This window comes from Candidatus Poriferisocius sp. (genome assembly GCF_965208355.1).
GTDB lineage: Bacteria > Actinomycetota > Acidimicrobiia > Acidimicrobiales > Bin134 > Poriferisocius.
On record NZ_CBDBOM010000003.1, the window covers coordinates 2,469,056 to 2,483,081 of the forward strand.

The following is a 14,026-nucleotide window of genomic DNA, read 5'->3' on the forward strand; positions in this document are numbered from 1 at the left end:
TCTGGCAACCCTGGGAGCCTCTCAGGCTACTCTCATGGGCCAGCACAGGCCGAAAGAGCCAATCACGTTCGGGGGACAGGTGGACAATCAGCCATCTCAAAGCGAGTCAATCGACGCGCTCGCCACCACAGTGCTGGAGGGGGAGGCCGCTCGGCGGGATGCCCAAAAGGCTGAAGTCCTGTTCCCCGACGATTTGTTGCCCGGTGTGGGCGGCGAACAGACGACGCTCAGAGAGGGCCTGCGCAAAGGGGGCTTTCAGACCTTCGTCGTCTTGTTGGCGCTGAACAGCCTCGACGAGCTGGAGAACAGCGCGGTGGCCATCCTGGGACCCGACATCGGCAGGAGCTTCGGGGTAAGCGACGGAACCGTTACTGCCATCAGCACGGCGTCGCTCATGTTCTTCGTGCTGGGGGCCGGGCCGATGGGTTGGCTGGCCGACCGCTTCCGGCGCGGCCCCATCGTGGGCATCGCCAGCGGGGCCTTTGCCGCATTCAGCGCCCTGTCGGGGGCAGCGGTGAACGCCCTCATGTTCTTCTTCATGCGGTTCTTCGCCGGAATGTCCAAGGCCAACACCATCACCGTGCACCCCAGCATGCTGGCCGACACCTACCCGCTTCAGACCCGAGGCCGCATGTACGCCACCAACGCCGGAGTGGGGCGCATCTTTTCGGCCATCAGCCCGGTTTTGGCTGGGGGAATCGCAGTGTGGGTTGGCGGCGATGACGGCTGGCGCTGGGCGTTCTACCTTCTCGGTCTGCCCACCGCGGCCCTGGCCTTCTTGGCCTTTTTCTTGAGGGAGCCCCCCCGGGGCCAATGGGAACAGAAGCATGTGCTGGGCGCCGGCCTCAAACAGGACAACAAGATGCCGATTTCGGTGGAAGCCGCCTTCACCCGCATCTGGAACATCGACACCATCCGCAATATGACCATCGCCTTCGCGGCCATGGGCTTCGCCCTGTTCCCAGCGGGTTCAATTCAGTCGTTCTTCCTAGAGGAGGAGTTCGACCTCGACGCCCTGGAGCGCGGGCTGGCGGTGGCACCGGCGGGGATCGGCCTATTGGTGTTCCTGCCGTTCGTCGGGCGCCGGTTCGACGCCACCTTCCGAAAGGACCCCGATCGGGCGGTGCGGCTCATCGGCATCCTCTTGCTGCCCATCGGTGTTCTGGTACCCATCCAGTACGCCATGCCCAACCTGGCCCTGTTCATGATTCTCTCCGCCATCAACTCCACCTTCCTGGGCGGGGCTTTCGCCATGGTGCAGCCCGCCATCCAAGCGGTATTCCCCTATCGGCTGCGGGGCATGGGCACCGCCTTCTTGACCTTCTTCATGGTCATGGTGGGCGGCGTGGGGGGCAGCATCATCGCCGGCTTCCTCCAGAACGAACTCGGCGAGCAGACCGCCATCACAATCATCACCGCAGGTGCCATGCCGATCGGGGCCTATTTCGTGCTCCGAGGGGCTAGTCGGCTGCGGCGCGACCTCTCGCTAGTGGTTGGCGAGCTGAGGGAAGAACAAGACGAAGAACGCCGCCAGGCCGAGACCGACCCCGAAGACATGCCCGCCATCCAGGTGGCCCATGTGGACTTCAGCTACGGACAGGTGCAGGTGCTGTTCGATCTCGGATTCGAGGTGCGCAAGCAGGAAACCCTGGCCCTGTTGGGCACCAACGGCGCCGGCAAGTCCACCGCGCTCAAGGTGATCACCGGACTGGTCACCCCGGAGCGGGGGGTGGTGCGCCTGCACGGCCAGACCATCACCTACGCCACTCCCGAACAGCGGGCGGCCATGGGGCTGCACATGCTGCCCGGCGGGGCCGGGGTGTGGAGCGACCTCTCAATTCGCGACAACCTCCTCATGGGGGCCTACGCCTATCGCAGAGATACCAGCGACCGAGACCGGCGCATCGAGAAGGTGCTCGACATGTTTCCCGACCTCAGCAGACGGACCAATGAGCGTGCCGGCAATCTTTCCGGCGGCCAGCAGCAAATGCTGGCTTTGGCCCGGGTGATGCTGCACGAACCCGAGGTGTTGATGATCGACGAGCTGTCGCTGGGCTTGGCCCCAGTGGTGGTGCAGTCGTTGTTGGAGACTGTCGAGGAGCTCAAGGACCAAGGCCAGACCATGATCATCGTGGAGCAGTCGCTGAATGTGGCGCTGGCAATCGCTGATCGGGCCGTGTTCTTGGAGAAGGGGCAAGTTCGTTTCGAAGGCCCGGCCCAAGAGCTGGCCGAACGAGACGACCTGGCCCGGGCGGTGTTCCTGGGCACCGAGGGCGGCTGATGGACATCGCCACCGCTTCCGTGGTCGGGACCTGGATCACCCAGCAATTGGCATTCAACGGGGTGGTCAACGGCCTGGTTACCGGCCTGGTGGCCATTGGGATCGTGCTGATCTACCGATCCACCCGGGTCATCAACTTCGCGGTGGGCAACATGGGCATCATCTCCGCCTCGATGATGGCGCTGCTGGTGCTGAACTACGGCTGGGGATTCTGGCTGGCGCTGGCGCTCTCGCTGGCGTTGGGGGTTTTGTTCGCCGCCGCGGTGGAGCTGACCGTGATCCGCCGGCTGTTCAACTCTCCCCGGGTGATCGTGCTGGTGGCCACGGTCGGCATCGCCCAACTGGCCCAACTGGTGATCTCCCAGCTTCCCGACATCGAAGCCGCCGGCCAGAAATATCCGGTATTCGTCGGCTCGGTGTGGGAAGACGTCTGGTTCACCGAGATCCGAGTGCGCGGTCCGCAGCTAATCATCCTCATCGCGGTCCCAGTACTGGCCCTGCTGTTGGGTTGGTTCATGAATCGAACCTCATTCGGCAAGTCGGTGTCCGCGTCGGCCAACAACCCTGATCTCTCCCGCCTGTCGGGAATCAACCCCAAGACCGTGTCCACCTTCGTTTGGATAATGGCCGGGTTGTTGGCCTCGTTGTCGATGATCATGCTTTCCGGATCCACCGGACAGATAGCAGGCTTGTCCAACCTGGGTCCGCAGACGCTGGGCAAGGCCATGGTGGCCGCGGTGCTAGCCGGAATGGTCTCATTCCCCCGGGCCATGTTGGGCGGGATGCTGATCGGCTTCCTCGACGCTCTGTTCCGGTTCAACTTCTTCACCGAAACCGGCCTCATAGACTTCGTCATCTTCTTGGCTGTGCTGGTGGCCGTGTACTTCCAAAGCCGGAGCCAAGGCGAAACTGGAATCTTCTCCTTCGCCCCCAAGGTGCGAGCCATTCCAGAGCGGCTGCGCGAGGTGTGGTGGCTGCGACACCTGTCCAAGATCTCGTTGGGCGTGTTGTTGGCGCTCGGCATTGTGCTGGTGCAGCTCCCCGGAATCTCCAACCTGCCTTCCCGCCAGCTGCTGTACGCCACGGTGTTGTGCTTCGCGGTCTGCGGGCTTTCGGTCACCATCATCACCGGCTGGGCCGGTCAGCTCTCGCTGGCCCAGATGACCTTCGCCGGCATGGGGGCCCTATTTGCCGCCGGCCTCAAACGTGGGCTGTCCATGGACTTCACGGTGGGCACCGGCTTCTTGCCCGGCGACGCCTTGTCCTACGACTTCTTCGACGTCCAATTTGAAACCGGGGGCATCCCGTTCATGGTGGCCATTCCGCTGGCCACACTGTTCTCCGCGCTAGTGGCGGCAGTGATTGGGGTCGGGTCGCTGCGAGTCCGCGGCCTCTATCTGGCGGTAACCACCTTCGTGTTTGCGCTGGCCGCCCAGCAGTACCTGTATCGCCGGCCCTTCTTCACTGGGGGCAACACATCGTCGGTGTCGTTCCGCCGGGGTGAGCTGTTCGGTCTCGACCTGAAGTCGCAAAAGGCCTACTACTACGTGTGCTTGGCTTTCTTGTTGATCGCGGTGATCATCGTCAGCCGGCTGCGTCGATCGGGTGTGGGTCGAAGCATCATCGCGGTACGCGACAACGCCGACTCGGCCTCGGGCTACACGGTGGGGCCGGTGCGCTCGAAGCTCTCGTCGTTCGCGTTGGCCGGGGGCATCGCCGGGCTGGGAGGAGCAATGCTGGCCGGGCTGGTGCAGAACGTCCCGATCAGCGAGCGGTTCTTCCAGGTGGAGGATTCGCTACAGCTTGTGGGCATGGTGGTCATCGGGGGCCTGGGTTCATCGGTTGGCGCGGTGTTGGGCGCGATTTGGGTTTATGGCCTTCCCAATCTGTTCAACAACGCGGAAACCGTTGCCCTCTTCTCTTCCAGCATCGGGCTGCTGCTGGTGCTCATGTACTTCCCGGGCGGGCTCATTCAGATCGGCTACAGCGCGCGCAACGCTCTCATCGGCTTGGCCGAGCGGCGCCTGGGGCCCGACCCCGGCGGCAAAACCGTCCAGTCCGCTCCCACCAGCCTGACTCGGCCTGACGATCCTCGGCCCGCCACCGATCCCATGCTGGCCGGGCACGACATAAGTGTGCGGTTTGGCGGCGTGCAGGCGGTGTCGGAGGCCACTGTGCTGGTCCATCCCGACGAAATTGTGGGCCTCATCGGCACCAACGGCGCCGGAAAGTCGACGTTCATGAATGCGGTGGGAGGCTACGTGCCGTCTACGGGCCGGGTGGAGTTGCTCGGGACCGATATCACCCGGTTCCCTGCCCCTCGCAGAGCCCGGGCCGGTCTGGGGCGCACTTTCCAGACCGCGGCGCTGTTCCCGGAGCTGTCTGTGCGAGAAACTGTGCAGGTGGCCTTGGAGGCCCGGGGCCGCACGCCACTGTTGAGCACTGCCCTGCACCTCCCCCACACATTTGCCTTGGAACGGCGGCGTCGGGCCGAGGCCGACGAGCTGATCGACTACCTGGGGCTGGGGCGCTACGCCGATTCCTATATCAGCGACCTGTCCACCGGGACCCGGCGCATCGTCGAGATCACCGGGCTGCTGGCGCTGGGCACCCGGGTGCTATGCCTCGACGAGCCCACCGCCGGGGTGGCCCAGCGGGAGACCGAGGCATTCGGACCGCTCATCGTCAACATCCGCCGGGAACTGGACGCGGCCATGTTGATCATCGAACACGACATGCCCCTCATCATGAGCATCAGCGACCGGGTGTACTGCCTCGAGGCCGGCAAGGTGATCGCCGAGGGAACCCCCTCCGAGGTGCGCAACGATCCCCTGGTGATCGCCAGCTACCTCGGCACCGACGAGCGGGCCATCTCCATCAGCGACGGCTGAATTCCTGAAGCCGACTAGAGAGGAATGCATGAAGATCGATCCCACCCGCAGCTGGATGGCAATCGAGGAGCGCTTGGCGACAACCGAAAACCCCAGGCATCGTCAGCTATTGCAAGTGCTCTTGGACCACCTCCAGGCCGAGGCGTCCGGAGACTTCCAGCGGTTGGTGTCGACCCTGTCAGACGATCCCCAATACCACTTCTGGATCTCCGACTCCGGTTTTGATGCCGGTCCTAAGGGCTTCGATGCCGTGACCTCCCACTACACCCAGCTCTACGAGGAAGGCCGCAACGTTGTCCAGTACGACATTGAACGGATCGTGGTAGACGACAATTGCATTGTGACCGAGGGCGTCTTCCACCAGGTGTATCCCGGACGGGTGCTGGCGACCCGGGGCATGGATGTAGACGACCCCGACAGCCCCTACGCCCTCACCATGCGGTTGGTGTTGTTCTGGCCCTACGACGACGACGGCAAGCTCACCGGTGAGGACAGCTACTCCGACGGTCTGATGTTCACCCCTGAGCGCATTACCAGGCTCAATCCCGAGGACTTGCCCACTTCCTATGCAGGCCGGTCCGCTTGAGGTTTATCACCGTCAAATTGCGAGGCTCGTGAACCTCTACCAGCCCTGCCCATCTGGATCTAGCCCCAACACGGCCTGGCCGCCGCCGAGCACAACGGATGGCGAGAACGTCGGAAACTGAAGCGCCACATGGAGATCCCGCAGACGGCGCTCGATGGGATTGGCCCGCATGGCTGCCGGAGTGCCGACCGCGTGGAACAAGCGCTGAACGGCGTCCAGAGAGACCCGCCCGGCATGGACAAAGAGCAGGCGTGCCTCGGCCACCGCCATGGAATCTTCGGGGTCGTCCCACGCCCGCTGGGTGGCGTCGATCACCCCCGTGCGGGCGGCAACCACCGCCGCAGTCGCCTCGCCCACCGCCGTCTGCACGTCGGGTCGATGTTGCAGCAGCTGTTCTGAGCCGCTCGACCCGGATTTGGCGGCCAGGGACGCCACCCCATCGATGGCCCCTTGGGCCAGGCCCAGCGCCACCGCGGCCACGGGGGCATGGGTGGCCATGCGCAAGAGCCGGGGATGGTAAAGGCGCAGGTCCTCGTCGGGCGGTCCCTCATTGGTAGCCGTCCGCTCTTTGGGGACGAACACGTCGCGGGCCACCACATCGTGGCTGCCGGTGCCGGCCATTCCCATTACCGACCAGGTCCTGACTATCTCCACCTCATCGGCGGGAACGAACATGGCCCGGGACGTGGACTCGCCCTCGATCGAGCACGCCAGCATGGCCCAATTGGCGTGCTCGATGCCGCTACAGAAATCCCACCGGCCGCTGATCTGATAGCCGCCGGGAACGGCAGTCGCCTTCCCCTGCGGTCGGAAGGATCCCGCCACCCGGAAATCAGGGGGAGACCCAGCCATCTCGGCCAGCACGTCGGCCTCGAGCCAGCCGGTCAGATAGCCAGTGGTTGACGACACCATCACGCACCACGCGGTAGAGCCGTCGCCCCGGGCGATGGCATCCACGCAGTGATAGGCGGCCATGGCGCCCTGGCCCGGCCCGCCCACTGATTCCCGCAAATAGAGCTGGAGCAGCCCTGCGGAAATCAGATCGTCGACCAAGGTCGACGGCAGAGACATCTCTTGTTCAATCTGATCGGCGGCACTTGCCGCTCGCTGGCCGATTCGGACCGCCGAGTCGAGATAGGAGTTGGTGGTCGCGCTCAAGTCTGGCTCTCTCTAGTAGCGGGGATTGCGGGGGCCGAAGAACAGGCGATCGGCGTTTGCGTACAAGTACTTGTCGAGAACGCCGTCGCGCAGGTCGAGATCCCAGGCTTCGGTGATGCAGCGGCGCATGTCGAGAGCTGGATGGTCGGAGGCGAAGATCACCTTGTCTTGGCCCCGGGTATTCATGAAGTGGACGAATTCCTCCGGAAGCCGTTTGGGGCTGTAGGCCGAGGTCATAAGGTGCAGGTTCTTGTATTTGATCATCAGCCGCATAGCCACCCCCCACCACGGGTCGGCGCCGTGGGCCATGCACAGCTTCAAGTCGGGAAAGCGCAGGCAGATCCGATCCAGCAGCATCGGATCTTGGCCCTCCCCCGGCATGGGTGGTCCGGGAATGCCGGTATTGATCGACAGCGGCAAATCCAGTTCGGTGCACTTGGCGTACAGCGGGTAGTACACCGGGTCGCTGGGGGGCACATCCACCCCGAACGGCACCACCCGGGCCAGTGCCACCGGATACTGCTTGACCATTTCCTCCAGCTTCCACAAAACGGGCATCAACCCCCGAGGGTCGAGGTGGACGGCCAGGGCAAACCGCTCCGGGAAGCGCTCCACGAAGTCGAATGGTCGAGGGTTGTCCTCCCCTACTGCGGCCTGAATGACCGCCTTCTCAACCCCGAGTTCGTCCATGAGCGGCAGAAGCTCCTCGGGGGTGAAGCTGCGGAAAAAATCGGACCCGCCGTGGAGGTAGTCCTCTTTGACCCTGATCAGGTATTCGGGCGGCTCGTAATCGCCCATGTTCACGTTCACCCAGCAGTCGATGGCCCTCGGCGGCATGGCGCGACGCTATCTCGGCTGGGTCTCCCGACTGGACTCGATGGCATCTCTGATAGGTACATCGCATCGACAGGCACAAGAATCAAGCCATGGCCACTGCCTTAGAGGGCTTGCGGATTCTCGAACTCGGCTCGGGGGCGGCCGCGGGTATGGCCGGAATGGTCTTGGCCGAAAACGGCGCCGAAGTGGTCAAGGTCGAATCGCCCGACGGCGACCGAGATCGGGGACGACCCGGTTTCGCCGTCTGGCACCGGGCCAAGAAGAGCGCAGTCCTTGATTTGGCCGACGCTGGTGATCGAGACCGGTTTCTCGATCTGGCCCGGGCGGCCGACGGGGTAATCGAGGCATTCCGACCGACGGTGGCTGAGAGGCTCGGGGTGGACTATGAGGCCCTGCACCAGCTGAACGACCAACTGGTATACGCCTCGATCACCGGCTTCGGAGAGACGGGTCCGTGGCGTGACCTGCCTGGTTACGAGCAGATCGTGGCGGCCAAGAGCGGGCGCATGACCACCTATGACGGTGTGCGCCCCGGCCCGGTGTTCACCCCGGTGCCAATCGCCTCATACGGGGCAGGAATGCTGGCCGCGGTCGGCCTCATGGCAGGCATCTGGGCCCGCACCGGGACAGGTCAAGGCCAGAGAGTTCACACCAGCCTGCTTCACGCCTTGTCCGTGTACGACATGACCAGCGGGCACGGGAACCGCACCCACCTGCCGCCGGAACCGGGCCGGGTGTACGGCGTCATGCGAGTGCCGTTCATGACCGCGCCCACCAAAGACGGCCGCTTCATCCAAATGTGCAGCCGCCAAGCCCACCACTACCGCCGGTGGCTCGCCGAGCTAGGTCTTGAGGCGTTGCTGGATGATCCTGAGCTCCCCAATGCCCCCGATCTGTGGCCCAGCGAAGAGCGACTGTCCGAGGCCATCAACGCCATCAGACGCGGCATGGAGCAGCGCACCGCCGAAGAGTGGATGGAGGTCTTCTCGGCTAAGGACATCGGTGGCGATCCGTTCTTGGCCCCCCAGGAGTTCCTGGACCACCCCCAGTGCACTGAGAATGAACGCCGCCAAGAAGTGTTTGACCAGGCCATGGGCCCAACGGTGCAGATCGGTCCGCTGGGGCTGTATTCCGAAACGCCGTCGCTGGTGGGACCGCCTGCCCCCCGTCTTGGTGAGCACACCGAAGAAGTATTGAGCAGCTGGTTGTCGGCGACATCACCAAGCGGCCCTGCGATTCAAGCCGGACGCGCTGGTGAGCTGCCCCTTGCCGATGTGACAATTTTGGACGTCGGCTATTTCTACGCCTGCCCGTTCGCGGCCACCCTTTTGGCCGAGGCCGGCGCACGGGTGATCAAGGTCGAGCCGCCCTTTGGTGACCCGGGACGGCGCAACTGGACGACCGATTACGTGAAATCCCACGTGGGCAAAGAGTCCATCGTCTTGGACCTCAAAACTCCTGAAGGGCTCGACATCTTGTACCGGCTGGTGGATCAGGCCGACGTCTTCTTGCACAACTTCCGGCCGGGAACCCCGGAGCGGCTAGGCATCGACGCCGACACCGTGATGAGCCGCAATTCCCGCCTGCTCTACGTGTACGCCTCGTGTTTCGGCAGCAACGGACCTTGGGCCCACAAGGCCGGCTTCCATTCGTCGCCTAACGCCATCGCCGGGGCCGGGGTGGTGGAGTCGGGCCACCAGAACCCGCCCCGAAATCGCACCTACGGCGACCCCACCGCCGCCCTGGCCACCGCAGCGGCCATCATGGCCGGGGTGTTGGCCTGTCGACGCACCGGCCGAGGCCAGACGCTTGAGACAACCATGCTCGCTGCCACTGCATACGCGGTGGCCGAGTGGGGCATCCAGCATTCGGGACCCGAAGCGCCGATGGTGGATTCTGGGCAATTCGGGTACCACGCCTACCAGCGGCTGTATGAGACCGCCGACGGGTGGCTGGTGTTGGACATTCATTCCAGTCGGGAGCGCCGCTCGCTGGCCACGATCCTGGGGGAGGAGCTTCCCGATGAGCCCACCCCAGAGCTTGCCGCCCAACTGGCCGAAATTCTTGCGACCGACTCTGCTGAGTCATGGGAGGCTCGCCTTCTGGTCGCCGGAGTGCCCGCTGCCCAGGCCGACAGGGGCGACTTCATGCACAACATGCTGTATGAGGACCACATGCAGGAGTGCGGCGCGGCCGTTGAGTTCCACCAAGACAACCTTGGCACCTACTGGCGAGCCGGGCCGACCATGCAGTTCTCTGCCGCTCCAGCTCCGCTGGACCCCGCGCTTCCCCTCGGTTGGGCAACTGCGGCAATTTTGGAGGAACTTGGGTTCGACAGCCAGGAGATTGACCGACTGCACGACATCGGCGTGACCAAGCCAATCGGCCACGGCCTGCCCAGCTAGTGGCCTAGCCCCCGGCCATGGGGAGCATCTCGTCTCCCGCGATACCTGCCGACGACTCACTCATCGACGACACAATCGCCCCCCGGTTTTGGGAGGTAAGAATGAAATCGGCCGCCACCCGGTTGTGCTCGCCGACGACATAGGTCGGCCCGTTGTGGAGGTTGGCCAGGGCTTCATCGGCCACATCTGAGGCGTCCATCGGGTTGTGAGCGCTCAAATCAGCACCCATCCGCCGATGGGAAGGGGTATCGGTGGCCCCAATGACCATGGCAATGGCATCCACCCCGTAGATGCCGAGCTCTCGCCACAGTCCCTCGGCAAAGATCCAGTCGTACGCCTTCGAGGCGTTGTAGACCGACTGGTGGGTGGAGCCGGCGAACCCGGCTACCGAGCCGACCATCACAAAACCACCCCGACCCCGCTCGATCAGCCGAGGAGAAAACCGGTGGGCCAGCAACGTGGTAGTGCGACAGTTCATGTTCACCAGCGCGAGGAGGTCTTCTTCAGGCCATTCGGGGAAGTAGTTGAACCGGATGGTGGCTCCGGCATTGAAGATAACGAGGCCAACATCGAGGTCTTCAGTCAACTCGGCCGCGATCGCGGCGGCATCGGCGTCGCCGAGGTCCACCGAGGCGGTTCGAACTTCGACGTTGTGCTCGGCTTGGATATCGGTAGCCAGACTGTCGAGCGGCCCTTGACGGCGAGCCAGCAGCACCAAGTTGATTCCTTCGCGAGCAAGGCGCCGGGCAAAAGCCTCACCGGTGCCCTCCGATCCTCCGGCGATCAAAGCCCACGGGCCATAGCGATCGGAAAAATCAGCCGGGAGTTCCCAATTCATGGCCGCAGACTACTCATTGCCAGGATCGGTTCTGCCAGCCTGACCGAGCACGGCGCATCACCTTCGCCGATGGGCTACTAGCCTCGCCCCGTGGATTTAGGAATCAGCGGACGACGAGCGCTGGTAGCAGCCTCATCGGCTGGGTTGGGCTTGGCCACCGCGGTGGCGCTGGCTGAAGCAGGGTGCCAGGTGGTGATGAATGGTCGAGACCCCGACCGACTCAACCAGGCAGCGGGAGGCGTGCCCGGGGCCATCCCCATCGTCGGGGATGTGTCCGACTCAGCCGGCGCCGCGGCGTTGGTTGAAGCCGCCACCGAGGCCCTAGGCGGCATTGACATCCTGGTCACCAACGCTGGCGGGCCTCCGGGAGGCAACTGGGCGAGCACCGACATCGACCTCTATCCGGCTGCGCTCGACCTAAGTCTTATGTCGGTGGTAGCCATGACCAAGGCGGCGGTGCCGGCCATGCAGGCCCAGGGGTGGGGCCGGGTGCTGGCCATCACTTCGGTGTCGGTTCGCCAGCCGCTGGACAATTTGATCTTGTCGAACACCGCCCGAGCCGGGGTCACCGGCTACCTCAAGACCATGGCCAACCAAGTTGCGGCTGACGGAGTGACCGTCAACTCGCTCCAGCCCGGGTATCACGCCACCGACCGTATGCGGCAGTTGTACGGTGACAAGGCTGGCAACTTGGAGGCAATGGCCGCCCTCGGTCCGGTGGGCGACCCCGGAGACTTCGGCCGGATCGCCGCCTTCTTGTGCTCCGAGCACGCCCGGTTCATAACCGGTGCTGCTCTGCCGGTGGATGGCGGCCTGAGCGCCGGGCTTCAATAGTTCAAAGGAGAAACGATGATCCGACACGTAGTGATGTTCAGATTCCGAGATGACGCCGACGAGGCCCAGCGCCAGGCCGTACACGACGCCATCGCCACCATGCCCAAGGCCACCGGCGTTACCGAGGCCTACGAATTCGGGCCCGATCTCGGATTGGCCGAGGGCAACTTCGACTTCACCGTGGTTGGGGACTTCGCCGACCAAGAGGCCTATTTGACCTACCGCGACCACCCCGAGCACCAGCGAATCGTCTTCGACATCATCCGACCAGCCATCTCCGACCGAGCCGCCATCCAGTTCGAGATCCCCTAGCCGCTCCTAGACGGGCATTATTCCCGGAGAGGGGTATCCGGCGGTGAACCCGCCGTCGGATGTGAACTCCGATCCGGTGGAATACGAGCTCTCGTCAGAGGCCAGAAACAGGGCCAAGCGGGAGATGTCCTCGGGAACTCCAGCCCGGCCCATGGGGGCCATCCGGGCTGAGTAGGCCTCCAGATTCTTGTGCACCTCCTCGGGACTCCTCTCCTCGGTGGATCCCATGTGGGTGAGGATGAATCCAGGATGGATGGAGTTCACCCGGATGCCCAGTGGGGCCAATTCCATGGCCGCGGTCTTGGTCATGCCCCGCACCGCCCATTTGCTGGCAATGTACGAAGTGAGGTTGTTCATACCGATCAGCCCGTCGATGGACGAGATGTTGATGATCGATCCGCCTCCCGACTCGGCCATAGGCTTCACCGCGGCCCGCATCCCCAAAAACACGCCGGTCTGGTTGACCTCGGTGACCCGGCGGTAGCTCTCCAGAGTCATGTCTGCCAGCGGGGCCACCTCGGCAATCCCAGCGTTGTTTACCAGCACGTCGAGGCGCCCGAATGCCGCCATCACCGCATCCATGGCAGCGGCCCAGTCTTCTTCGCGGGTTACGTCCAGATGTTGGAAGACAGCACTTGGGCCTATGTCGGCAGCTACCCCGGCGCCCTCGTTGTCGAGGATGTCGGACACCATCACTTTGGCCCCCTCATCGGCGAACAGTCGGCAGTGGGACTGGCCCATACCCCGAGCGCCGCCGGACACCAGCGCAACCTTGTTGTCCAAACGTCCCATGTTCTCTCCGTTTTCAGTCGACAGGGGCCTTGAGGGTAGCTTTTCTGAGCGATATGACGGCAACAGCGAACGACCCGCTGCCCTCCCCGTTTCCCGAGGGCTGGTACTTCGTCACCAGCCGCCAGTCCCTCATGAATGACAAGCTCATCAAAAGGGGCTGGATGGGCGAGAACATCATCGTTTGGTGCGACGACAGCGGGAGCGTCTGCGTCGCTGAGGCCTATTGCCCGCATCTGGGGGCCGATCTAGGGCCCGAAGTAGGAGGATGTGTTCGCGACGGCCGGCTCGTCTGTCCGTTCCATGGATTCGAGTACCAAGCCGATGGCCAGTGCGTGGCCACTCCCTTCGGACCCCCTCCAAAGGCGGCGCGATTGCGAACATTTGAGAGCCGTGAAATAGCCGGCCTGATCTTCGCGTGGTGGGGAATCGGGGGACGACCGCCGCAATGGCACCTGCCCGCCGAGGAGCCAGACCAAGCCGGCTGGAGCAGCCTTCATATCTGGACTTCTCGCTTTGCCGGCCATCCCCAGGAGACAACCGAGAATTCGGTGGATCTGACCCACCTTCAGCATGTCCATGGCTACGACAGCGTGACTCGCGTCGAGCCGGTTTCGGTGGACGGAGCCCATTTCCGGAGCCGCTTCAACTTCGCCCGGACCCGGAGAGTTGCCAAAGTCGCCAAGCTGAAGCTCGACGTCGCCGCCAACACTCTCATCTATGGGCTGGGGTACTCCTTCGTGGAAGTGCGCGAGCGCACCATTGGCCTGGACACGCGTCTCTGGATTCTGGCGACCCCCGTCGACGGTGAGCTGATTGATCTGTCGGTGGTGTCGCAGACAGGAGAACTTCGCAAACCGGGTCGCAAGATTGCCGGACTGGGGTTTCTTCCCGTGAGGCTGCGGGCTCCCATCATCAACAAGGTCATGGCCGCTTTCGAAAAACAAGACGTCCTCCAGGACATTCCGATCTGGAGCAACAAGCAATACCGGTCTCGCCCCCGCCTATCGCGTGCCGACGGTGAGATCATGCAATTCCGCTCCTACTGCGCCCAGTTCTATCCCGACTCGGCAACCAGCGACAGCTAGGGATAGC

11 protein-coding genes are annotated in these 14,026 nt (G+C 63.8%); 7 read left to right on the forward strand and 4 right to left on the reverse strand.

Annotated elements, in window-relative coordinates; all coding sequences use genetic code 11:
• Positions 1-34 precede the first annotated feature (34 nt).
• From ACOGXH_RS12830 to ACOGXH_RS12840, 3 genes are read left to right on the forward strand one after another with little or no spacing between them, the layout of a single operon-like run.
• Positions 35-2,281 carry an MFS transporter gene (locus ACOGXH_RS12830; RefSeq protein ID WP_419929483.1) on the forward strand — a complete coding sequence of 749 codons (2,247 nt, stop codon included), beginning with the start codon at positions 35-37 and terminating at the stop codon, positions 2,279-2,281.
• Positions 2,281-5,172, forward strand: a complete 2,892-nt coding sequence (locus tag ACOGXH_RS12835) for an ABC transporter permease subunit (protein WP_419929484.1) — start codon at positions 2,281-2,283, stop codon at positions 5,170-5,172. The genes ACOGXH_RS12830 and ACOGXH_RS12835 overlap by 1 nt, the downstream gene beginning before the upstream one ends.
• Before the next feature lie 28 nt (positions 5,173-5,200).
• On the forward strand, positions 5,201-5,758 hold the full coding sequence (locus ACOGXH_RS12840; RefSeq protein WP_419929485.1) for a nuclear transport factor 2 family protein: 558 nt from the start codon (positions 5,201-5,203) through the stop codon (positions 5,756-5,758).
• Positions 5,759-5,794: 36 nt separating this feature from the next.
• On the opposite strand, the gene ACOGXH_RS12845 is transcribed toward ACOGXH_RS12840, so the two are convergent.
• Together ACOGXH_RS12845 and ACOGXH_RS12850 are read right to left on the reverse strand one after the other, a co-directional pair.
• Positions 5,795-6,916, reverse strand: a complete 1,122-nt coding sequence (locus ACOGXH_RS12845; protein WP_419929486.1) for an acyl-CoA dehydrogenase family protein — start codon at positions 6,914-6,916, stop codon at positions 5,795-5,797.
• A 12-nt stretch (positions 6,917-6,928) separates the two neighbouring features.
• A complete protein-coding gene (locus ACOGXH_RS12850) occupies positions 6,929-7,753 on the reverse strand; it encodes an amidohydrolase family protein (RefSeq protein ID WP_419929487.1) in 825 nt (274 codons plus the stop codon).
• A gap of 89 nt (positions 7,754-7,842) precedes the next feature.
• Here ACOGXH_RS12850 and ACOGXH_RS12855 point away from each other — a divergent pair, with 89 nt between their 5' ends.
• Positions 7,843-10,158: a CaiB/BaiF CoA transferase family protein gene (locus tag ACOGXH_RS12855; RefSeq protein ID WP_419929488.1), complete on the forward strand. Its 2,316-nt coding sequence runs from the start codon at positions 7,843-7,845 to the stop codon at positions 10,156-10,158.
• A gap of 4 nt (positions 10,159-10,162) precedes the next feature.
• On the opposite strand, the gene ACOGXH_RS12860 is transcribed toward ACOGXH_RS12855, so the two are convergent.
• Positions 10,163-10,996 carry an SDR family NAD(P)-dependent oxidoreductase gene (locus ACOGXH_RS12860; protein WP_419929489.1) on the reverse strand — a complete coding sequence of 278 codons (834 nt, stop codon included), beginning with the start codon at positions 10,994-10,996 and terminating at the stop codon, positions 10,163-10,165.
• 90 nt (positions 10,997-11,086) lie between these two features.
• Between ACOGXH_RS12860 and ACOGXH_RS12865 the strand changes: the two genes are divergently transcribed.
• Together ACOGXH_RS12865 and ACOGXH_RS12870 are read left to right on the forward strand one after the other, a co-directional pair.
• Positions 11,087-11,830 carry an SDR family oxidoreductase gene (locus ACOGXH_RS12865; RefSeq protein ID WP_419929490.1) on the forward strand — a complete coding sequence of 248 codons (744 nt, stop codon included), beginning with the start codon at positions 11,087-11,089 and terminating at the stop codon, positions 11,828-11,830.
• Positions 11,831-11,845: 15 nt separating this feature from the next.
• Positions 11,846-12,142 (forward strand): Dabb family protein, encoded by a 297-nt coding sequence (locus ACOGXH_RS12870; RefSeq protein ID WP_419929491.1) that lies wholly within the window; start codon positions 11,846-11,848, stop codon positions 12,140-12,142.
• A gap of 6 nt (positions 12,143-12,148) precedes the next feature.
• Here the strand turns inward: ACOGXH_RS12870 and ACOGXH_RS12875 are convergent, their stop codons facing one another.
• Positions 12,149-12,934: a glucose 1-dehydrogenase gene (locus ACOGXH_RS12875; protein ID WP_419929492.1), complete on the reverse strand. Its 786-nt coding sequence runs from the start codon at positions 12,932-12,934 to the stop codon at positions 12,149-12,151.
• A gap of 53 nt (positions 12,935-12,987) precedes the next feature.
• Between ACOGXH_RS12875 and ACOGXH_RS12880 the strand changes: the two genes are divergently transcribed.
• The gene (locus ACOGXH_RS12880; protein ID WP_419929493.1) at positions 12,988-14,019 is read left to right on the forward strand and encodes a Rieske 2Fe-2S domain-containing protein; all 1,032 of its coding nucleotides are present in this window, start codon (positions 12,988-12,990) and stop codon (positions 14,017-14,019) included.
• Positions 14,020-14,026 lie beyond the last annotated feature (7 nt).

Coding starts and splice junctions, on each gene's coding strand:
- ACOGXH_RS12830 (WP_419929483.1), top strand. CDS start 35: ATGGGCCAGCACAGGCCGAAAGAGCCAATCACGTTCGGGGGACAGGTG.
- ACOGXH_RS12835 (WP_419929484.1), top strand. CDS start 2,281: ATGGACATCGCCACCGCTTCCGTGGTCGGGACCTGGATCACCCAGCAA.
- ACOGXH_RS12840 (WP_419929485.1), top strand. CDS start 5,201: ATGAAGATCGATCCCACCCGCAGCTGGATGGCAATCGAGGAGCGCTTG.
- ACOGXH_RS12850 (WP_419929487.1), bottom strand. CDS start 7,753: ATGCCGCCGAGGGCCATCGACTGCTGGGTGAACGTGAACATGGGCGAT.
- ACOGXH_RS12855 (WP_419929488.1), top strand. CDS start 7,843: ATGGCCACTGCCTTAGAGGGCTTGCGGATTCTCGAACTCGGCTCGGGG.
- ACOGXH_RS12860 (WP_419929489.1), bottom strand. CDS start 10,996: ATGAATTGGGAACTCCCGGCTGATTTTTCCGATCGCTATGGCCCGTGG.
- ACOGXH_RS12870 (WP_419929491.1), top strand. CDS start 11,846: ATGATCCGACACGTAGTGATGTTCAGATTCCGAGATGACGCCGACGAG.
- ACOGXH_RS12875 (WP_419929492.1), bottom strand. CDS start 12,934: ATGGGACGTTTGGACAACAAGGTTGCGCTGGTGTCCGGCGGCGCTCGG.
- ACOGXH_RS12880 (WP_419929493.1), top strand. CDS start 12,988: ATGACGGCAACAGCGAACGACCCGCTGCCCTCCCCGTTTCCCGAGGGC.